This is a genomic window from Verrucomicrobiota bacterium (genome assembly GCA_039192515.1).
In the GTDB taxonomy this organism is placed as follows: domain Bacteria; phylum Verrucomicrobiota; class Verrucomicrobiia; order Methylacidiphilales; family JBCCWR01; genus JBCCWR01.
On the sequence record JBCCXA010000001.1, the window covers coordinates 279,185 to 301,154 of the forward strand.

16 protein-coding genes are annotated in these 21,970 nt (G+C 43.4%); 12 read left to right on the forward strand and 4 right to left on the reverse strand.

Annotated features, from left to right (window positions below):
- Position 1: 1 nt before the first annotated feature.
- Positions 2-1,744, reverse strand: a complete 1,743-nt coding sequence (polX, locus tag AAGA18_01295; GenBank protein MEM9443962.1) for a DNA polymerase/3'-5' exonuclease PolX — start codon at positions 1,742-1,744, stop codon at positions 2-4.
- 63 nt (positions 1,745-1,807) lie between these two features.
- On the opposite strand from polX, the gene AAGA18_01300 reads away from it, so the two are divergent.
- The 8 genes from AAGA18_01300 (at position 1,808) to AAGA18_01335 (ending at position 10,013) form a co-directional block, all read left to right on the forward strand.
- On the forward strand, positions 1,808-2,917 hold the full coding sequence (locus AAGA18_01300; protein ID MEM9443963.1) for an efflux RND transporter periplasmic adaptor subunit: 1,110 nt from the start codon (positions 1,808-1,810) through the stop codon (positions 2,915-2,917).
- 83 nt (positions 2,918-3,000) lie between these two features.
- Complete coding sequence (locus AAGA18_01305) at positions 3,001-3,681, forward strand: ABC transporter ATP-binding protein (GenBank protein MEM9443964.1); 681 nt, start codon at positions 3,001-3,003, stop codon at positions 3,679-3,681.
- Positions 3,678-4,922, forward strand: coding sequence for an ABC transporter permease (locus AAGA18_01310; GenBank protein MEM9443965.1), 1,245 nt, complete (start codon positions 3,678-3,680; stop codon positions 4,920-4,922). Before AAGA18_01305 ends, AAGA18_01310 begins: the two co-directional genes overlap by 4 nt.
- Positions 4,923-4,933: 11 nt before the next feature.
- On the forward strand, positions 4,934-6,298 hold the full coding sequence (locus tag AAGA18_01315) for an ABC transporter permease (protein ID MEM9443966.1): 1,365 nt from the start codon (positions 4,934-4,936) through the stop codon (positions 6,296-6,298).
- Positions 6,299-6,309: 11 nt separating this feature from the next.
- Positions 6,310-7,677 carry a PilT/PilU family type 4a pilus ATPase gene (locus AAGA18_01320; GenBank protein MEM9443967.1) on the forward strand — a complete coding sequence of 456 codons (1,368 nt, stop codon included), beginning with the start codon at positions 6,310-6,312 and terminating at the stop codon, positions 7,675-7,677.
- Positions 7,678-8,754 (forward strand): PilT/PilU family type 4a pilus ATPase, encoded by a 1,077-nt coding sequence (locus tag AAGA18_01325; protein MEM9443968.1) that lies wholly within the window; start codon positions 7,678-7,680, stop codon positions 8,752-8,754.
- A 60-nt stretch (positions 8,755-8,814) separates the two neighbouring features.
- Positions 8,815-9,603 (forward strand): hypothetical protein, encoded by a 789-nt coding sequence (locus AAGA18_01330; protein ID MEM9443969.1) that lies wholly within the window; start codon positions 8,815-8,817, stop codon positions 9,601-9,603.
- Positions 9,604-9,614: 11 nt separating this feature from the next.
- Complete coding sequence (locus AAGA18_01335) at positions 9,615-10,013, forward strand: phnA protein (GenBank protein ID MEM9443970.1); 399 nt, start codon at positions 9,615-9,617, stop codon at positions 10,011-10,013.
- Between the two features lie 20 nt (positions 10,014-10,033).
- On the opposite strand, the gene AAGA18_01340 is transcribed toward AAGA18_01335, so the two are convergent.
- Complete coding sequence (locus AAGA18_01340; protein MEM9443971.1) at positions 10,034-11,287, reverse strand: hypothetical protein; 1,254 nt, start codon at positions 11,285-11,287, stop codon at positions 10,034-10,036.
- 248 nt (positions 11,288-11,535) lie between these two features.
- Positions 11,536-15,087 (reverse strand): DNA polymerase III subunit alpha, encoded by a 3,552-nt coding sequence (dnaE, locus tag AAGA18_01345; GenBank protein MEM9443972.1) that lies wholly within the window; start codon positions 15,085-15,087, stop codon positions 11,536-11,538.
- A 269-nt stretch (positions 15,088-15,356) separates the two neighbouring features.
- On the opposite strand from dnaE, the gene rpsU reads away from it, so the two are divergent.
- From rpsU to AAGA18_01365, 4 genes are all read left to right on the forward strand, one after another.
- The gene (gene rpsU / locus AAGA18_01350; GenBank protein MEM9443973.1) at positions 15,357-15,593 is read left to right on the forward strand and encodes a 30S ribosomal protein S21; all 237 of its coding nucleotides are present in this window, start codon (positions 15,357-15,359) and stop codon (positions 15,591-15,593) included.
- Between the two features lie 287 nt (positions 15,594-15,880).
- Positions 15,881-16,831, forward strand: a complete 951-nt coding sequence (locus tag AAGA18_01355) for a sugar phosphate isomerase/epimerase (protein MEM9443974.1) — start codon at positions 15,881-15,883, stop codon at positions 16,829-16,831.
- Positions 16,771-17,847: a lysylphosphatidylglycerol synthase transmembrane domain-containing protein gene (locus AAGA18_01360; GenBank protein ID MEM9443975.1), complete on the forward strand. Its 1,077-nt coding sequence runs from the start codon at positions 16,771-16,773 to the stop codon at positions 17,845-17,847. The genes AAGA18_01355 and AAGA18_01360 overlap by 61 nt, the downstream gene beginning before the upstream one ends.
- Complete coding sequence (locus tag AAGA18_01365) at positions 17,847-19,259, forward strand: CCA tRNA nucleotidyltransferase (protein MEM9443976.1); 1,413 nt, start codon at positions 17,847-17,849, stop codon at positions 19,257-19,259. The genes AAGA18_01360 and AAGA18_01365 overlap by 1 nt, the downstream gene beginning before the upstream one ends.
- Here the strand turns inward: AAGA18_01365 and AAGA18_01370 are convergent.
- Positions 19,225-21,939, reverse strand: coding sequence for a BatD family protein (locus AAGA18_01370; protein ID MEM9443977.1), 2,715 nt, complete (start codon positions 21,937-21,939; stop codon positions 19,225-19,227). The genes AAGA18_01365 and AAGA18_01370 overlap by 35 nt on opposite strands.
- Between the last annotated feature and the right edge of the window lie 31 nt (positions 21,940-21,970).

Sequence of the window (21,970 nt, forward strand, 5' to 3'; positions counted from 1 at the left end):
ATTACGCCGCGGCAGACTTCTTCCTTAGCTCCTTCTTTATCTTGTCTAATGATAGAGTGTTGATGACGTCTTGCTTTCTAAGCCATCCTTTGCGCGCTATTTCTGCACCAAAGCGAATGTAACCCAACTGTTCCCGGCGGTGCGCATCTGGAGTGATCGCACATTTGACGCCGCTGTCCCGCGCTTTCTTCCACCAACGCCAATCTAAATCCATGCGTTGCGGGCTGGCATTCAATTCAATCCAGGTTCCTGTTTCCGCAGCCGCATCAATGATCTTCGACACGTTTACTTGATAGGCTTCACGCCTTAACAAGATGCGTCCAGTCATATGACCCAACATGGTGATGTAGGGATTCTCTATTGCTTTGATGATCCTCCGGGTCATTTCATTTTCCGCAAGTGAAAAGGAGTTATGCACCGAGCCAATAACATAATCGAGCTGTCTTAAGATATCATCCTCATAATCTAATGACCCATCCTTTAAAATATCACACTCCACTCCTGAAAAAATATAGATCGCATCTTGCTTGTTATTATAGTCATGGATTTCTCTTATTTGTTGTAAGAGTTGCTCCTCAGAGAGTCCATTTGCTTGGAAAGAACTTTTCGAATGATCTGATATTCCTAGGTAGGATAGGCCCATGCTAGCAGCGGCTTCTGCCATCTCTGCTAGAGAGTTTCGCCCATCGCTAGCAGTTGTATGGTTATGAAAAGTGCCCTGCAAATCCGTCCATTCTAAAAGTCTTGGTAATGTCTCGGCACTCTCTCGATCAGCAACTTCAATTTCGCCCAAGTTTTCTCGTAGCTCTGGTGAAATTTCATCTAGGTCAAGTTGATCAAAGAGTTCTTTTTCATCATTGCATCTCACTAACGCACCTTTTTCATCTCTTTGAAACAAACCCCACTCGCTAAGTTTCATCCCTCTCTCAATAGCCCGCTGTCTCATGACCACATTGTGCTCTTTACTGCCCGTAAAGTGGTGAAGTGCATAGGGGAACTGTTCGTCATTTACTACGCGTAAATCACACTGAATGCCACCTTCTAAAATCACACTAGACTTTGTAACGCCGTGGTTAGTGACTGTTTCAATCAGCTGAAGTGATACAAAATCCTTCATCACAGTTTCAGGCTGATTAGAAGAGGCTATTAGATCTATATCCTTAACCACCTCTTTTTTCCGACGTAAACTTCCGGCCAGGCTTATTCTACTGACTTGAGGGTGCGCGCGTAATTGATCCACTAGCTCTCCAGCAAGCTCAATAACATCACCGTATAGATGCAGATTTTTGTACCTGCGCAATTGCTCGATTCCCTGAAGGATCTTATCTTCTGTTTTCTTTCCAAATCCTTTTAGAGCAGCAAGCTTATGATCTCGGCAGGCGCTCTCTAAAGTCTCAATATCTGCTATGGCTAATTCTCTGTAGATTTGTCCCACTTTCTTTGGTCCCATACCAGGAACTTGCATCATCTGGATAACTCCATGAGGTATGCTTGCTTTAAGGCTCTCGTAATAATCCAGTCTTCCTTCTAATACGAGTGTTTGCAGTTTTTCTTGCAGGGCCTTGCCCAGTCCCTTGATCTCACCTAATCGGTTTTCATCAACAAGTGTTTTTAGGTCTTCTGACAAAGTCGAGACTATCCTTGCGCCGTTATAATAAGCTCTGCATTTAAATGGATTTTCACCCTTTATTTCCAACAAAGCACCAATCTCCTCTAATATTTCTGCAACTTCTGCCGTATCCATACTTTTAGTGAATATTAAACGCTTGCTTGCGTCTTTGGAAAAATATTATTAATTTAAGATGAAATGATACGAACACTTACTTTTGCTTTATTCGCCATGATACTCGTGGCCGCAGCAGGCTATTGGGGGTTGCCGTATCTTCAGGAAGTGCAGGATTCTGCAGCATCCGAAAACCTTCCGGATCTCATTGCCTCAGTAGAAAGACGCTCAATCACTCGAACCGTAGAAACGGCGGGTGATATCGATCCAGCAGAAAAAGTAGAAGTTAAGGCTGAGGTTTCCGCTAAAATCAAAAGGATTCATTTTGATGTTGGCGATACCGTTAAAAAAGGTGAATTACTCATTGAGCTAGATGCTCGAGATCTTTTGACCGAAAAAGAAGCTCGCCAGCAAGAAATCACAGGAGCAAAACTTGAGTTGCAAAAAGCGGAAAGAGACTTTGACCGAAATCAAAAGCTTTTTAAAAAAGAGTTAGTTGCCGAACAAATTTTTCTTGATGCTCGAACCCAGCGAGACATAGCCATTAATAAATTTGAAAGTGCTAAAACAAGACTACGCCTAGTAGAAGACAAATTTGTCAAAACGAAAATACTCGCACCCATGGACGGTAGCATTTTGACCATGCCGGTGATTGAGGGTCAAGTGGTTGTCGCTGCTGCCAGTGTCAATTCTGGAACCGTTCTTATGGAAATTGCCCAACTTGATAAAATGCTCATCATCTCACATGTGGGGCAGGTTGATGTCACTTGGTTAGAGTCCAATATGTCAGCTAACTTCACCGTAGATTCAATGCCTGGGAAAGTTATGAATGCAAAAATTTCCGAAATATCCCCGGTAGCTAGCATCAAAAGAAACATCAAAGGCTTCACGGTTGAAATGACCATCAATACGCCGGATCCAAGAATCCGACCTGGCATGACAGCTATGGTGTCCGTGCCCGTTGAAACTGCAAATGATGTCCTAACGGTCCCCCTTGCTGCAGTCTTCAAGGATGAAGACGATAAGAAAGTCGCTTACGTCCGTGACACACAAGAACCACCCCATGTTGAAAAGAGAGAAGTTGAAGTTGGGCTTTCCAATATCAACTATGCAGAAATTAAATCAGGACTTTCCGAGCAAGATACAGTGCTCCTTACTCGACCTAAAATTGAGTATCATGTCAAAGGAAGCTAGACCTCCTACTGTGTTTTAGCAGTCGGTAAATTAAACTCGTGTCAACACTTCTAGAACTCAAACAAGTCAGCAGGATCTATCGGATGGGCAACAATGAAGTCCGAGCTCTGGATGATGTTTCTCTCAGTATAAAGAAAGGAGAATACGTCTCTATCATTGGTCCTTCAGGGTCAGGTAAATCCACCATGATGCATTTATTAGGCTGTCTTGATACGCCTAGTAAAGGCTCTGTAACTTTGGATGGAATTGACGTTAGCAAGGCGTCTGCGACTTCTCTTGCCAAGATTCGCAACCAAAAACTGGGCTTTGTCTTCCAGAGCTTTAATCTTCTTCCTAAGCTTAATGTTTTTGAGAATGTGGAGTTGCCTTTAGTCTATGCCGGAATCAAGGCTAAGATCCGACGTGAGAAAGTTCACGAGGCTCTGAAAGCTGTGCAGCTCGAAAAAAGAGTTTCGCATCGGCCCACCCAATTATCAGGTGGACAAAATCAACGGGTAGCCATTGCAAGAGCACTCGTTAATGATCCCAAACTCATTTTAGCTGATGAACCTACAGGGGCTCTGGATTCCAAAACTGGAGAAGCTATTTTGGAACTGTTCCGTAGTATCCATGAACAAGGAAATACAGTAGCTCTCGTTACCCATGACTCCAAGATAGCTGCAGAAACTCCTCGGAGAATCGAACTGCTAGATGGTAAAGTTGTCAAAGACCATCTACGAAGTGTTTGCAGTTCGTTCTCTTCTGGCAGGGACCAGGTAGCATGAATTTGTTTCTGAATTTAATGGAGGGCATTCGTGAAGCTAGTGCCAATAAGTTTCGCTCATTCTTGACAACTCTTAGTATCTCGCTTGGCGTGTCTTCCCTTTTCGCTATGTTTGCGATCACCGAAGGTATAGCCACGGAATACAAAAACAGTTTATTACGCTACGGTAAGCTCAATCGAGTTCGAATTATGAACCAGGAACTGCCACCGGAAAAAAAAAGTCTAGAGGAGCTGGCTGTGGGAAGAACCTACAGGGACGCAGTTGCACTTAGAGGATTACCTTTACTGTCCGCAGTTTCACCAGAATTGAAAGCAGATATAGAAGGCCGAATTAGCTATAAAGGTCATGTCGCTTTCGAAGACCCAAGGGGTGTGGAGAATGACTACTTAATAACAGAAAATGTTCGAGTTGCTAAGGGGCGCTTTTTTGCTCACTTAGATCACGTTAATCGACATAGAGTAGCAGTCATAGGACCAAGAATAATCGAAGAACTCTGGCCTGGCCAAGAGGATCCTGAAGTTTTGGGAGAGAAAATTTTGATAGATGGGATTTCATTTCAAATCATAGGCACCTTTGCGTCTACAGGACTTTTCTGGAAAGATGATCGTGTCTGTATTCCGTTTAGCACCATGCTCGATACTTTTGCTTCTGCTAAAGTTGTCAATGAAGTAGATGAAGGACCGCAAAATAGACTGCATTCTCTAGGCGTGGAAATTAGGGATTTAGCTTATTATGAAGACGCCCTGGAACAAATGCGAAAGATTCTCATGATAACTCATCATGGAATTGAAGATTTTGGTTTCGTGACGATGGAGGAGTATTTTAGCAAGATGGATAATCGTATCTTTGGGATACGGCTGAGTGGAGGCATTATTTCCTTGGTCAGTCTTATCGTTGGTGGTGTTGGTATTACCAACATTATGTTAGCATCTATCAAGCAGCGCATTAGAGAATTAGGTATTCGACTTGCTATTGGTGCGAGGCCTTGGGATGTATTCGTTCAAATCATGATAGAAGCTTTGGTGCTTTCATGTATAGGTGGCTCTATAGGGCTAATTCTTGGGTGGGGCGCTGTTCATTTTTTACAGATCATTGCTCCCTCAGACACTGAGTCGATTATTAGATTTTATGCACTGCTTCTCAGCTTTGCGTCCGCAGTCACCGTAGGATTGGTTTCAGGGATCTATCCTGCTTTTAGAGCTTCACAGCTTAACCCAATAGAAGCACTCAAATACGAATAGTCGCAACTAGGATGAATTTCTCGATTGGCTTATTGGAGGGATTGCGCGGACTGTGGTCCTATAAATTTAGATCCTGTTTGACTTTGTTAGGCATGATTCTAGGAGTTGCATCCCTATTTGCCATGCTTGCTATCACCAACGGTATGACCTTCGAGATGTTGGAAGGCTATCGAGAAATGGGGACTCTGGAGAGAGTTACAGTCGTCAAGGCAGATCCTCCAGCTCATCAGGAGCACCTCGCAGATCAGAATATAGGCCTTGTTTATGAAGATGCCGTGGCACTAAAACAAAACCCCTTCTTCACTTGGGTCTGTCCCTTGATTGAGATGGGAGTGAACGCCAGGTATCAGGACAGAAGAAGCAATGCCATACTCTATGGCTGCACTTATGATTTTCTAGTAATGGATCGACACGTTGTTGCTCAGGGCAGATTTTTTAGCGACCTTGACATGATAAACCAGCACCGTGTGGCAGTCGTTGGATACCGTATTGCCAAAGAGCTATGGAACCAACCCGAAAGAGATAGCGTAGGATCCACCATTCTTATCAACGGCACGAGTTTCAAAATCATAGGACTTTTTGAGGAGTATCTCACCGAACAAGCCAAGCGTGAACGCGAAACCGGATTTTCCAAAAAGATCGAAGAGAAACGCCAGCAAAGAATGAAACGAAGAAAAAAGAGACCATGGCAAGATCCCTTTTATAAAAAAAATAATGCTATAGCCATACCACTCACCACAGCGATTGGCACTTTCCGTTCCACGACCATGGTGAATAAGAAAGGTAGTAATACGAGCTCTAAGGAGGATCTTGGCCCAGACCCCACCCTTTCGTCTTTGCAAGTCGGCATCCCAAGTTTCAACCAAATTAATGAAGCCAAGGATATAATCCGTCAGACCTTATTATTCACTCACAATGGAGTGGAAAATTTTGAGCTTGAAACCAAAGAAGACGAAGTAGCCGAGATTGAGAAGCAGATTTTCTCTACCAGAGTAAATGGGCTGTTTATTGCAGGTATAGGTCTGTTGGTCGGAGGTTTAGGGATTACCAATATTATGCTTGCGACTATGGTAGACCGAATTCGCGAGATTGGTATCCGCAGAGCAATAGGTGCTCAGCCTGGCGATGTCTTTATTCAGTTTATTCTAGAATCGACGATGCTCTCTCTATTAGGTGGAGTTGCAGGCGTCTTCACAGGTTGGGGACTTCTTCAATTGATTATGGTCTTGGCTCCACTCAGTGCAACACCTATGATTGAAATGTCTGCAATTATAATAAGCTTTACGTCGTCGGCTATTGTAGGTCTCGCTGCTGGTATCTACCCAGCCGTGAAAGCCTCGTCTCTGAACGTCTTAGAAGCTTTGAATTTTGAATAAGAATAGAGAAATTGAGTACGATTGAATATAACGAATGGATCATTAGCAGTTGTTTAGAGGCAGGCTGGATTGACGATGAGGCAGGTCAAAGGTTGACACAAGCAGTCGCTCATTTAGGGGGGAATATTCCTGTCCTAGACCTCATGGAAGAACAAGAAATTCTTCCTAAAAGCAAACTTGAAAGACTCAAAACACTCATTCAAGAGCACCAAAGTCAGTCAAATGGTGCATCTGAAGACAAAAAAGGCACCGCCCAAGAAAGCACTTCTCATTCGCTTACTTCTTCCGCCGCCCCTCAAACCACGCACTCCCTATTAGAGTTTATTCGCCAAGCTATTTCTTATCATGCATCGGACCTTCATATAGGTCCCCACAGCCCTCCATTTATGAGACGCTTTGGAGCTCTGCAGCCCCTAAGTCCGGATTACTCCAAACTAACACCTGATGATTCAGAAGCCTTAGCTAGACAGTTTTTAACCCCTAAACAAATCAAATCCGTTGAAGAGGAGGGGTCTATAGATTTCTGTTACACGGCAGATGGCATTGCCAGGTTACGGGCCTCTGTTATTCGTCAGAGGAGAGGCTGGGAATGCGTATTTCGCATTATAGCAGAAAAAATCCTGACTATGCAAGAGATTGGCCTGCCTCCGGTATGCTATGAAATGGTTCGTTACCACAATGGTCTGATCTTAGTCACGGGCCCTGTCTCAAGTGGCAAGACCACCACACTTGCGGCTATGGTAAACCAAATTAACCATGAGCGAAAAGAACATATCATTACCTTAGAGGAACCTATAGAGTATGTGTTTCCTCCTGCGGGTTGCCAAATTACTCAGCGTGAAATTCGTCAACACACCGAATCTTTCGCAACGGCACTGAAAGGATCATTGAGGCAAGACCCAGATGTGATCATGGTGGGAGAAATGAGAGACTTAGAGACTATATCCTTAGCCATCACAGCATCTGAAACGGGCCACTTGGTGTTAGCTACCTTGCACACCTCAACCGCAGCACGCACCATGCAAAGGTTGTTAGATGTATTTCCCTCAAATCAACAAGCACAAATTCGCACCATGGTCTCGGAATCTATCCGCGGGGTCATCTGTCAAAAACTCGTTCCCAGACTAGATGGGTCCGGACGCATCCTAGCCTTAGAAATCATGACGAACACTCCAGCAATTTCTAACCTCATTCGCGAAGGTCAAAACTTTCAAATTCCAGGGATGATGCAAATTGGACGTAACCAAGGTATGATGCTTATGGATGATTCCCTGATAGAGCTTGCGAAGCAAGGGGTCATAGCAGGGCAAGCTGCATATAATCGGGCTGAAAATAAAAAACTCATGGCAGCCGCCTTAGCTGCAGAAGGCATAAACTAAATGACGTTATCTTCCCCTAATAAAATAGACGGATTATTTAACATCTTAGTATCAAACGATGGTTCAGACCTCCATCTATCTGAAGGCCAACCTCCTAAAATCCGTAAACATGGAGATATCAGTGCTATCCGGCAAGAACCTCTTACTCGAAGTGAGTTAGATACTCTCTTGTCAGAGATTTGTCTCCCTAAAAGGTGGAATCATTTCTTAGAGACCGGCGATCTAGACTTTGCATACGAAATGGATGAAGATTCTCGTTTTCGCTGTAACTACCATAAGCATTTAAATGGCTACGGAGCCATATTTCGCCTCATTCCCAACCGCATTAAGACATTAAGAGAGCTCAACTTACCCGGTATCATTCAGACTTTTGGAGATATTCACTCAGGCTTAGTTCTTGTGACAGGACCTACAGGATCTGGTAAATCAACTACGTTGGCTGCCATCATGGACTACATTAACACAACTTACGCTAAGCACATTGTCACTATTGAAGAGCCTATTGAATTTGTTCACCACAACAGAAATAGCATCATTACCCAGCGTGAAGTGCCCAATGACACTACAACATTTTTCGATGGCCTGAAGGCAGCTCTACGGGAAGATGCTGATGTTATTCTCGTTGGTGAGCTGCGTGATCTAGAAACCATATCATTGGCTCTCACTGCTGCTGAAACAGGTGTCCTTGTCTTTGCCACGCTGCACACCAATAATGCTCGCAAAACGATAGACCGCATCATTGACGCATATCCCGCAGATGAACAGGAGCTAGTGCGAACGATGCTTTCCACTTCATTACGAGGGGTTGTCGCCCAGCTTCTTATGAGAACTCGTGATGGGAAAGGAAGAGTAGCCGTTAATGAAATCATGAAAGCCAATGCCGCAGTTTCAGCTATCATTAGAGAGGGCTCGACCGTTAAACTGCAGGATACGATCAAGACGGGAAAGCAAGAAGGTATGCAACTTATGGACGATGCTATTGACGAACTTTTGAAAAAAGGAATCATATCTGGGCACGAGGCCTATATGAAGTCTATTGACAAGAGCCGTTTTGCTCATGTTATAGACCAGAGGTAAGTCTGACCAAGTGTAATGATTCCAATATCCCCCTCCTCTCCCAAATATAATTAGAGCTCCATGAAAATTGACTTTATTTCATTAGAACAAGAATTGATCAATGTCCTAGGACTAGATGGTGGCGAAGTAACTGCCGAGAAATTTCATTCCTTTCTCTATAGATATTTTCAGCCTGAGGTGTCAGAGTCTATAACAAAAAATATCCTGAAAGATCTTTCTTTCTTTATTGAGCATGACCCGGCTTCCAATGAATATACGGAGTTTCAAGTTCTCAGTGTGCGCCGGGGTATGGCTGCTATAGCAACACACAGAATCTTTCAAGCTCTTCTTGAATTGGACCCTAACCACTTATATGAAATAGAGCTCATCGCTAAGCATGTGCAAAAAGACACTAATGTAGAGATCCACCCATTAGCAAAAATTGCGAGCCCGTTTGCTATGGATCATGGGCATAGCACAGTCATTGGCGCTACAAGTCAAATTGAGCCAAGAGTCTTTATGTATCACAGCGTGACCTTGGGCGCATCTAACCTGGCAGCCAAATCTGGACGAAGACACCCTAAGGTGGGACAGAACGTTTTTTTTGGTAACGGTTCTCAAGTTCTAGGCCCGTCTATTATAGGAGAATACACCTACCTGGCCGCAGGCGTTATTGTTAGAGATTCTCTTATTAATCCTCATGTCCATATTTCTATGAGAGTTCGTGTAGCTGGTGTCGTGATTCCGTCATACACTAAAGTTCTTGGTGAACATCCCGAAGATCGAAGCCGGTATTGGGTGCAAGCAGAAAACGATGACGAACCGAAATGGGTATCTTTTCAAAAATTTATTTCAGACTCCATTGCCTGATGAACAACCTTATGATGACTAAGAAAAGGGCAGCACATCAACACAGTCAATCATCCTTACAGATCTTTGCTAAGGATCTGGTAAGGCGCTCACGCTCTAAGTGCGAGCTATGTCAAAAAGCTGACCGGCTCTTCGTTTATGAGGTGCCACCAGTCCCTGCAGAACCAGATTTCGAGAAATGCATTTTCATTTGCCAAGGATGTCTTAGGCAAATCGAGAAGCCTAAAGAACTTGACCCGCGTTACTGGAAGTGTCTGCGCGAAACCATATGGAGCGAAGTGCCAGCTATCCAAATCATGGCAGGTAGAATGCTAAAAAGACTTTCTGCTTTAGCGCCTTGGGCCTCGGAAGTCCTAGAGGAAGTCTACCTGGAGGAAGAAATTTTAGAGGCAATCAACGAAGTAGATTAACGGTGATAGCACCATTAAATTCAGCCGCTATCTCTCTCAATAAACTCTATTTCACTGCCACTAGCTAGGAACCATTTCTTCTTGTTTTTGGGGTCATACCGCATCTTGTTGATCTCGATAGGGACACCATCTACCCATATCTGTTCCTCACTAATTTGAAAATCTCTGAGTTCTCCATACATCATTATCTGAAAATGATTGGGGTCAAGATAGTCTGCCATTTTACTGCGCTGGGATTTTATAATTAGGCGCCAAAGCATGTAGAAAGCAAAAACAAGCGCCAGCCCCAACATAGGAAGAGACCAGGGATTCACATCCATGCGCATAACAGCAGCAATGAGCTGTTGAGGATTATCAAATAGATAATTAGCAACCCGGGTCGAGGGGTTTTCCTCTGCTATATACATGACAAAGGGAATGAATTCCGTCAGATAAGCAAATGGCATCAAATTCATACTTAGTAATCCAATCCCCCATGACTGCTTCTGCATGAAAATATAAAACCCGCCCACTATCCAAAAAAAGCGAATCACCAACCACATAGCCTCAGGATCTTGAAAGGCGTCCTTGAGCAACCGAGTCACTTTGATCTCCTTGGATTCTCCTCCACCGAGAAAGGATTTTCTAAAATCTTTATCTATCGTGATGGTCTGTGTCTCTCCTTTTTTGATACTTTCTATAACGGACGGCAAGCCTCCTTTTTGAGGTGTTCTGCCATTTTCAACTTCGCCTCCTTGAGTAAGAGATCGATCAAACCAGCTGTTATTTCCAGCTTTACTGGCTACCAAATCCTGAATTAACTCCATTCTTTTCTCATCGACTCCTAGAGTTGCACCCATACTCTCATAGAGGTTAAGCACGGCCTCCATACGTTCCTTGGAGGATCCTCCCATCATTTGGTCTAGGGAGATCTCCACGCCTTCAAGTGTTTCGCCGTGAATACTTCTAACCCGTTCTTCAGAAACTCCAAACACTTCGGAGAGCCTTTGGTAAAAAACTTCTCCATCTGGATCCCTATCAGTAGATCTATTTTCTTTAGATTGAGCTTCTTCGACTAGTTTTCCACTCTTTTCCTTTTCAACTTCAAAGGCCATTTTATCTTTAAACCAGCCCCTGTATTCTGTAGGTACTGGGAAGACATGTGGGACAAGCAAAAGGCCTAGTAAAGCAACAAATAACATGGTATTGCGCGATATAATATGCACCGCTAGAAAGCACAGTAGGCAGAAGCTGATTACCAAATTGGCTTCAAAGTAAGTAGCAAAAGCTAACATTTAACACCTCTTGTTATAGAAAAAAGATAACTAGCAATCATCTTAAGAAAACTCTTTATTGAAGTATATTAGGTCAATAGTGAGTAATCGGACAGCTAAAAGCACTCTTGAGAGTCAGTTGCGGGCTCTAATAAAAAAATTTAAACATGAGCGATGTAAGAGAAGTTCAGCGAGATGCATAGAGAGTTAAAAATCTTGCAGAGATCTTTACGTCTCTATGACATCATTCGGGTTAGATGAGCTTTAGCCTAAACGTTTTGAAGATTCTTGGTTCGCGATCCATTTCTTTGAAATCCTTGTCTTTTAGGTGCTGGTTGCGGATCCCTTACGCATAATTTAACTTGGTCACGTCCACAGATCTCGCGGAATTGAGTAATGACCTCAAGCGGTGCGTTTATACGGAACTTTTCCCCTGTCTCCATCAAGACAGCACCAGTATTTTCGCCAGGTATGATTAAGCAGACAATGACGTTTCCAGGGTTTTCATGAAAGACACCTTTGAGCAGGCCAAATAAGTCTTGCTGGCATCTGTCTCTTCTAAGCTCTAAATGAATCTCTTGTAAGTCTCTCGAACAAGCCTCCTGGAGTGTGCAGATTTCATAAGGTCTAATTTGGACGCGTTCACCTTGTGAGAGGTCAACCCTCGCGCTAATGACAAGTGGTTTACCCGTGATGAGGAGACTACCATAACGCTCATATTGATCGCTAAAAAGTGCTATTTCTACTTTACCAGTCCGATCTTCAATAGAAACTCTGGCCCAGGGACGGCCAGTTTTTTGAGACAATCTTACCTCTACACTTTGTAAAACACCTGCAACTCGGACTACAGTATCCTGGCTCATATTCTTGATAGAACCTATATGAAGCGTGCGGAAAGCCCTCAAATCAGAATCAAACTCGTCGACAGGGTGGCCTGTAACATAGAAGCCTAGCAGCTCCTTCTCATAGCCTAAACGTTCTCCCATGGGCCAGTTTTTAATTCTATTCTGGTGCTCGCTCTGACCTCCTAGAGGCTTGTTGCGCGGATTGTCCAGATTCCCCATATCAAACATCATTCCTTGGCCACTCTCGCGATCTCTTGCTAAGGAAGCAGACTGGGCTAAAGCTTGATCTATCTGATTGTATATCTCTGCTCTGTTTCCAGATATGGAATCAAAGGCTCCCGCTTTCACTAAGCTCTCTAAGGCCTTCTTATTCAAAACGTGATAATCTACTCGTTTACATAAATCAAACATGGATTTAAAAGGTCCCTGAGACTCTCTAGCCTCTATAACAGCTTTAACGACAGCCTCGCCCACATTTTTGATGGCAGCCATACCGTAACGTATCTGATGCGGTCCAACTGAGAAGGAAAAAAGACTTTCATTAACGCATGGTGGCAAGACTCTTATACCCATGCGCTTTGCTTCATCGACAAAGATGGCAATTTTATCTGTATTATCTAGTTCATTAGATAACAAAGCTGCCATAAACTCCACCGGGTAATTAGCCTTTAAAAAGGCAGTATGGTAGGAAACTACCGAATAGGCAGCGCTGTGAGACTTATTAAAGCCATAGCCCGCAAACTTAGCTAGTGTATCAAAAATCTTTCCTGCTTGTGCCGCTGGTATCTCATTCGTGGTGGCACAGCCTTTGATGAAGATTTTTTTCTGCTCATCCATCACCTCCTTTTTCTTCTTACCCATGGCTCTTCTAAGCAAATCCGCATCTCCCAAGGAATACCCAGCTAAGACCTGAGCGGCTTTCATAACTTGCTCCTGATAAATCATGATTCCGTAAGTGTCAGAGCAAATCTCTTCTAGAAGAGGGTGATCATACTCAAACCTAGCCTTGCCTTTTTTTCGTGCAATGTAATCGGGAATCAAGTCCATGGGTCCGGGACGGTAAAGAGCGATTAGAGCGATAATATCATCAATACTCTTGATATCGAATTGACTGCAAATCTTTTGCATTCCTTCAGATTCCACCTGGAAAATGCCGATATTTTCAGCGCGGTTTAGAAGATCGAAGGTATTCTGATCCTTTAGAGAAATATCCTCTATCTTGATTTTTTTGCCCTTTGATTGTGCTACAAAATCTAAGCAATCTTGAATAACGGTTAGTGTTTTAAGGCCCAGAAAATCCATTTTCAGCATACCTACTGTAGTCAACGGCTCCATGGAGTATTGAGTGACGATGCCACCGCTCTTTTCGTCTCGGATAAGTGGTATAAAATCAGTTAAATCGCGATCTGAAATGACCACGCCAGCTGCGTGTATACCTGTTTGCCTAACAGACCCCTCAAGGCTGATGGCGTTTTCAATGACCTCAGCAGAAACCTCATCTTGCTCTATCATACGCGTTAACTCATGATTCTGCGCAAGCGCTTTGGGAATGGTCATTTTTAATTCCGTAGGAATTTGATCTGCTAACCGGCTTGCTTCGCCAAAGCCAAGACCTAGGACTCTAGCGGTATCACGCACTGCCATCTTCGCAGCTAAGGTCCCAAAAGTTACTATTTGGGCAACTGATCTATCCCCATACTTTTTTCTGACATATTCAATTACCTCTCCACGTCTGCTCTGACAAAAATCAATATCAACATCCGGGGGGGAAACACGTTCTGGATTAAGAAATCGCTCAAAGATAAGCCCGTACCTCAGTGGGCATAAATCAGTAATTTTCAGCACATACGCTACAATAGAACCGGCAGCACTACCTCTTCCAGGCCCTACTGGTATCTCATTGCGCTTGGCATAGTCAACAAAATCCCAAGTGATTAAGAAGTAACTGACAAAGCCCATGTTCTCGATGACGCCTATCTCATACTCCAAACGCTTTCTCAGTTCTTTGTCCTGGTTAGCTCTTTCGGCGCCATACCTATCTTCTAGCCCACTAAAACATAGCTCGCGAAAGTAAGCTGCTCTATCACCGCCTTCAGGGGCATCAAATTCAGGGTATTTGTTGGATTTTAAATCAATCTCCACGTCACATCTCTCGGCAAGCTCTACAGTATTGGTCAGAGCTTCTGGAAGATCTTCAAAAAGTGCAGTCATTTCCTCTTTGGATTTTAGATAGTATTCTGGCCCTGAATAACGTATTCGCTTTTCGTCATTCATGGTAGCGCCTGTGCCTATGCAGAGTAAAATTTCATGAGCCCTTGCGTGTTCCTGTAAAATATAATGAACGTCATTGGTGGCTATGATGGGTATACACTTTTCTTTCGACCATTTGCGATACACTTCGCGAACTTTAGCTTCTTCAGGTATCCCGTGATTCTGTATTTCCAGGTAAAAATTATCTCTTCCTAGGATATGGACATAATCATCTAGGCTTTGCTCGGCCTCACGCATCTCATCGTGAATAATATGTCGCGCTATTTCACTTACTATACAGGCGCTCGTGCCTATAAGTCCTTGGGAGTATTGCGATAGAAGCTCCTTATCAATGCGAGGCTTCCTGTAAAATCCATCTATATGACCTGCGGAAACTAGTTTCACTAAATTCCTATAACCTTCCTCATTCTTGGCAAGTAGGAGGAAGTGATGAATCGGGTCAGGTTTCTTGTTGCCATTTTGCAGTCCCTTGTCAGTCATCTTACCAGGGGTTGTATAAACTTCACACCCAATGATTGGTTTAATGCCAAGGCTATGGGCTGTTTGGTAAAATTCAATGGCTCCAAACATGTTTCCATGATCAGTTAGTGCCAGCGAGCTCATTCCCAGCTCCTTACATCTCTCTAATAATGGTTTTACCTTGGATGCACCGTCCAATAATGAGTAGTGTGTGTGAACATGGAGATGAACAAAATCTTGGACCATTCTTTTGAAAGTACTCCTATGCGATCAGAGCTCAAGTTCAACACAACCAGTTGTCCACATTTTATATACATGGCATGGCAATAAGTCGAGGCACCCTGCCATTTGAAAACCTTTGATAAAATACGCTTGCATAATATAAGCAAAAACCTATAGAGTCATTTTGTCGCTCAATCTTCTAACCGGTTCATTATCAAGTAGTTAAACGGTTTTGATTATAATTCTATGTCTCTTGCAGCGTACTAGAGTTTGACAGAGTCTATCTGCTCCATATGATATTAGGTCCTATTACGAATAGATGGAATCGAGGTGAATATAACGTGTCTGAAGTCAAATTAAAGAAAGGCGAGTCGGTAGAAAAAGCGTTACGACGTTTGAAAAAGAAGTTAGATCGCGAGGGAACACTTCGTGAAGCACGCTTGCGCCGTAACCATGAAAAGCCTAGTGACAAAAAAAGACGCAAAGCGAAGGAGCCCAAGCTTAACTACTGGGGCAATTTTTCTCTCTAAGTTTTTATAAGTTTCTATTTTTTTGATCCGGCATCCCCAAAAGGATGCCGGATTTTTATTGTAGGCATTTCTTAACAAAATAACCTACTGTAATCATAAGTCCGAATGATGTCATGGAATTAGAAGGAGATGTGTAATACCTTGAGCCTTAAAGAAAAGAGTGTCGCTGGAGATGTATCCAAAAGTAATGCCTTTAGGAGAATCTATGTTTCTTGGGCTCAAGATTTTACGTAGACACCTGAGTCTCTATGGCATGATGCGGTTTAAATTTTTGAGAGGCACTCCATTTGAAATTACCTCTATCATTGTCCACAAGCTGGTTATCCAAACGTCATAAAGATGGTTATGATATGCTTACACATGCTGCTCAACTGGGCTTTGAATATGTTGAGCTAAGTTACGGTATTCACTTTAGCTTGTGGCCGGGAATCTTGAAAGCTGTAAGCAAAGGTATCATTAAAATTTCATCACTGCACAATTTCTGTCCTCTTCCTCTGGAGGTTCCGCGGGCAGACCCTAACTGTTATGAGTTTTCGGACCTTAATCCCGATAGTCGTAATCTGGCAATTAAGTATTCAATGGAGACCATCCAGCATGCTGCAGAGTTAGGGACTAAGAAAGTTGTCTTACATATTGGTAGAACTCGACAAAAATCGGTTACCCGTCAGTTAGAAGAATTGTTTGCGAAGGGTAAGTTCGGTTCTAGAAAATATACCAAGCTTAAGATTGAATCCGTTACGCAGCACGAAACGCAGTACCAGAAGCGTTGGCCCTATATTCACAATTGCCTGAGTCAATTAGAGAGCTATGCATCTTCAATAAATGTTCAGCTAGGTATCGAATGCCGCGAATCGGCAGAGGAAATTCCCCTAGATGACCAGTGGCAAAATATTTTCAATCATTTCGATAGTGGTGTGATTGGCTATTGGCATGACTTCGGACATGCAGCCCGAAAGGACTGTCTTGGCTACTCCAACCAAATCGATCAGTTTGAACAACTTGCTCCTAGGCTTTTGGGCTGTCATGTGCACGACTTTCTACCGCCAAACCGCGACCATTTACCGATAGGTGGTGGAACGATTCCCTTTGAAAAATTCTGGCCCTACTTGAATAAAGCACGAGATCCCGTTATGGTGCTAGAATTGTCCCCTAAAATTAAAACAGAAAGAGTTCAAGAATGTCTGAGCTGGTGGAATCAACACGGCCCGAGTCTTCAAACAGCAAAAGGAAAACTCTAGACTGGAAAGTCTTTGTTAAAATTTTCATTCTCGTTGGGATCCTGGCCTTTATATTTCTGTTTACAGATTTTAGCTTTGCAAAGCTGGTGGGACACATTACGTCAGCAGATCCGTGGATGTTGTTAGGCTCTTTTTGCTGCTTTGGCCTGGTAGCGGTTTTTGTGTCCTATAGGTGGTATTATCTATTAAAAATACAGGAAATCTACGTGTCCCAGTTTGTTGCCATACAATTAAGCTTTATTGGTATTTTTTTTAACTCCTTTCTACTAGGTTCTACAGGTGGAGATGTTGTCAGGGCTGTTTATATTCTGCGTTATGCTCCTGACAAAAAAGCCAGAGCCTTTTTGTCTATTCTGATGGATCGAGTCATTGGTTTTATCATACTTTTAATTGTTGGTGCCCTTCTGTTGCTAACTCAAATCGAGGTCATTTCTCATGATGAACGAACTATTTGGATGGCTTATTCAGTCTACGCATTTCTTGCCTGCGGCGTAGTTGGTATGATAGCCGCTTATTTCTTTCCCTTGTCATGGATACCGCAAACCTTGCAAAGCCTCTGGATAAAAGTTCCGAAAAGAGAAATCATCGAGCAACTATACTTTGGCTTCAAGGACCACGGGAAGCATTGGAAGCATAGTTTTACGGCTATTATTCTGAGTTTAGCTCTTATTACTAGCAACTTCACTAGCGCCTATCTTATTACCACTGCCCTAGGGGTTGATGCCAGCTATCTCACAGTTGCTCTTATTTTTGTGATTACTGTAATTGTTATGGGCTTGCCAATCAGCTTAGGTGGTATTGGAACGCGGGAGGCTGCGCTTTTATTTCTATTTGTTCTATTCGGGCTTATTCCTGACAAATCTGAGAGTGAACTGCCGTTAGCTGTTTCATTTCTTTATTTCATGGTGATCACATCTTGGAGCTTAATTGGGGGTGTTTTCTACTTATTGTATAAAAAGCAAGTACCTGTAGATTTAAAGGAAAGAAGCTCTTCAAACAATTCTTCAGAGAAATAATGTCCAAAGCGGTTACCATAGCCATACCAGACCAAGCCTTAAGAAAATTTCAAAAAAGCCGGCTTTATAAAAACGCTCTCCGTATCGTCGAAAAACTGTCTGACGCTGGATTTACCACTTATTTCGCAGGGGGTTCTGTGCGTGATGTCTTGTTAGGATTGCCTTGTAAGGACATAGATATAGCCACTGCGGCAACTCCAAACCAGGTCCAAAAACTCTTTTCCCGTGTTACGGATTTACAGGGCAAGTCATTTGGTGTTGTTCGTGTCATAGTTGATAAGCATTCTTACGAAGTTGCCGCCTTTAGAACAGATGGGGACTATAAAGATGGTCGACGCCCAGAGAAAATTATTTTTTCTAGTCCAGAGGAAGACGCTTTCCGACGAGATTTCACTATCAATGGACTCTTTTTTGACCCAACCACCCATAGAGTGATCGATTATGTCCATGGGTTGCCAGACCTCAAGGCAGGGGTTATACGAGCTATTGGTGACCCCAAGTTGCGTTTTAGGGAAGATCGGCTGCGTTTATTTCGAGCTTTGCGCTTTGCCGCAGAATTTCGTTTTGAAGTGGAAGAAGAAACCTGGAATGCACTTGAGGATATGTCGAGTGCCACAGCTAGCCCGAAGAAGGAAGCTCTGCCACCTGAGCGTGTGCGAGTTGAGATTACTAAAATGTTTACGGGATCTACTCCGGTTAAAGCCATGGATTTATTAGACAAGTCTGGGCTTTTGAAGTTGTGGTTGCCCGAAATTGACGCACTCAAAGGGGTGAAGCAACCGCCACAATTTCATCCAGAAGGGGATGTATATGTTCACACACGAATGATGATCGAGATGCTCACAGATCAGCGGCCAAGTACTGCCTTAGCATTCGGGACGTTGTTCCATGATATTGGCAAACCAAAAACCTACAAAGTTGATGAAACCGGCAGAATTCGCTTTAACGAGCACGAGCATGTCGGAGCCCGCATGACGGAAAAAGTCATGAAGCGATTGCGTTTTTCCAATGAAGACATTCAGGCTACATGTGCTTTAGTTGCAGGACATATGAAATTCAAGGATGCACCAAAGATGAAATTATCTACTTTAAAAAGGTTTTTGGCGCAGCCCTATTTTAGTGATGAATTAAAATTGCACCGCATCGACTGTCTTAGCAGCCATGGGGACTTAGGCGTCTATCAATTTATCCAAGAGAAACAAGCCGAACTATCACAAGAAGAAATAGCTCCAGCGCCACTAATCACTGGAAGTGATTTGCTTGCCCTTGGCTTAAAGCCTGGGCCTCAGATTGGCCAAATATTAAGCATCATTTCGGACGGGCAACTTGAGGGTGCCCTTCAATCTAAGGAGGAAGCGCTAAGGAAAGCCCAAGAACTTATTGATAGAGATAAACAAGATCCTTCTCTCTGACCCAACCGCTTTCTCCAGAAGATAGTTTTAAGGCCACCCAGCCAATGCGTTCATCACTTGTTACAACGCCTACCGTGCCCAAACGCAATTCTCTCTTTTCTTGGTCATCAGCTACATCACTCGGAATAGAATAGAGTAATCCACTCTCATTCTTTACCACCACTGCCCAAGGTTCTTTTAGCAAATCATACTCCCATAAGGCATAACCCCCTAGGCCAGTTGCTAGGATACCTATTAGCCCCAAAATAAAACCTCCAGTGCTAAAATCTTTCTGAATAATCTGGTACTTTTGGATCAACAAGATAGCACATCCTATCACGAGGCAAATTACACCCATCCACACGATTAGTTGCCATTCAAAGGGAGAAGCTTTGCCAAATAGCATCCAAAGCCCTTGTTCTCTTAAAACATCTCGAACTAGAGGGTCTAAGCGAGCCTCTTTTTCGTTGGCCAATGTTAAATTCCATCTGACATCATCATTGCGGGGATTTAACACCAATGCAGATACCCAGTGCCCGGTGGCATCTGCCAGCTGGTCTTGCTGATAAAGGCTAAGTCCTAAGTTCTGGCGCGCTACCCAATCCTTTGGTGTCTGGTCCACTAATATTTCAAACTCACTTGCTGCATCTGCGAACTTGCCCTTCTCATATAGCTTTAATCCTGAAGCAGAGGCATCTACTCGCCCGGAAAGACAAAGACCCATTACCAGTAGGGGTAACAGATATTTGGGATAAAAAACTCTCCAGAATGGGACCCATGGAAGCTTAACTCGTTGAAGAACTTCATCAGCACGGCGCCCCCATTCGCGAGACACGGATTCATTCCTAGCATACAACCCGCTTTCAGCTTCTTGCCAGAGACCTAACCAAATATCTACTTCTCTTTCATAACCCTCTTTTACTAAACCCTCCTTAAGAACCGACCAAGAGGGCGCGACATATTTCCCTGCCCATAAACGCATAACATCCTCTTGCCACGCTACAAGTCCTTCTCTGACGCCCTGCCCTGAGCAAACTTTTAATTTCTTAATGTTTGCCTTCAGTCGCTTGAATGCTTCACGCCTTGTTTTACTTTCATCGCGAAGAATCACACGGTGCATCGCTAAATAAAACCATCCACAGAAAAGCATTAATATTGGGAGCGCTACAATAAGATAGAACAATCGATCATCAACCGGACCAAAGACCTTGCCGGAACCAATTGCTGGCTGTGCTGGAAGTAAGTCTGCTGGAGCTAATGATTTTTCTTCCATGCTTAATCCTTTTGGATCGATATCGGCACTCTCACCTCCTTGGCTGGACTTAGGCACGGAGGCAACTGTTGGAGTCGCAGGTGGTTGGTAATCGCCTTTCTCTACAACAATCTGATCTGGTTTAACTTCTAAAGTTTTATAAAGGTCCATGGTGGGATCAAAGTAAACATAGTCCAAAGCAGGTAACTCAATAGTCCCGGCTGCTTCAGTCACAATCACAAAATCCTGAGTCCATGTTCCCTGAAATTGGTTAGTATCATCTATCTCTACCTTGTCGTCAGGGCGAATCACACGAACATTAGATGGCAAGCCAGGATTTGGCTTTTGAAATTCTAATGGCCAATTGCCCTTCCCTGTTAATTCCAGAGTCCATGTAACAGGATCTCCTTCCTTCACATTTTTTGGGAGTACCTTAGATGTCAGCCTAAAGTCTCCGATAGCTCCAGAGAACTTGCCTGTGTCATCAGGAGGTAAGGGCCTTACTTCCATAGTGATAGGTTCCGTGGGAACACTTACAACATCCTTCACAAAATTTCTGAAGAAATCTCTCCTGCTAGTCCGTATTTCAACATCTAACTGTGCCCAAGGAAGCTGGTAAACTCCTGTATCAGGAAATAATGCCTCCTTCCCGAAAGTGTATAAACTACGCCTATTGCCCACAGCCTGTACTTTGGGCTCTTGCGGCCAGGGATCTGAAATGACACGGTCTTCTTCCCATTGAACATATCCGTAGCGGGAAACGAGATTTTGAACGGCTGTTAATTCATACTTTAACTCAAAGACCTGTCCCACATAGACAGATTCTGGAGAGGCCACTAGTTCTGCTTGTATAGAACTTTGTTGTTTGCTAGACCTTGCTTGCCTTTCCGAAACGGTAAACCTAATGGAAGGAACCTTTACAGCTCCCTTATTGGTCATCACTTCTAAATCTGGTAACACATATTCACCTGCCTTGGAGGCCATGACTGCATAGGAAAGTGTTACATTGTTGACAACCGTCGAAAAATTAACGATTTGCGTTTGTCTACTAACAGATGGAGTATCAGAAATTACTAAATGCTCTACGTTGGGCAATGTGGGGGTTCCTTCGGGAGAACACCCATCATAAACTAACTGGAGAATTTCTTTATTCCCACGAACAAACCCGGCATCAGGAATTTTCCAGGTAACGGTTTGAGCATCTGCTACCGATAAGCAGGCAATGAAGCTAACCCCCCATAATAATCTTGTGCTTAGAAGCGGCCCGATGAATGTGGATGACTGAGTTATGGCTAATGTTAGTTTCTCACATAGCTGGTGCAATAAAACCGTCTTCATCTCAATACACCAACGCAACATAGCACAATGAGGAGCTATAGGAATCGTGCCCCTGTGAAGTGCTTTAGGGTGCGCCCCCTGAATGCATTGCTGACTCCTCAAATATTTCATCCAATATGACTCCTTTTCATCTCGTTCAGCT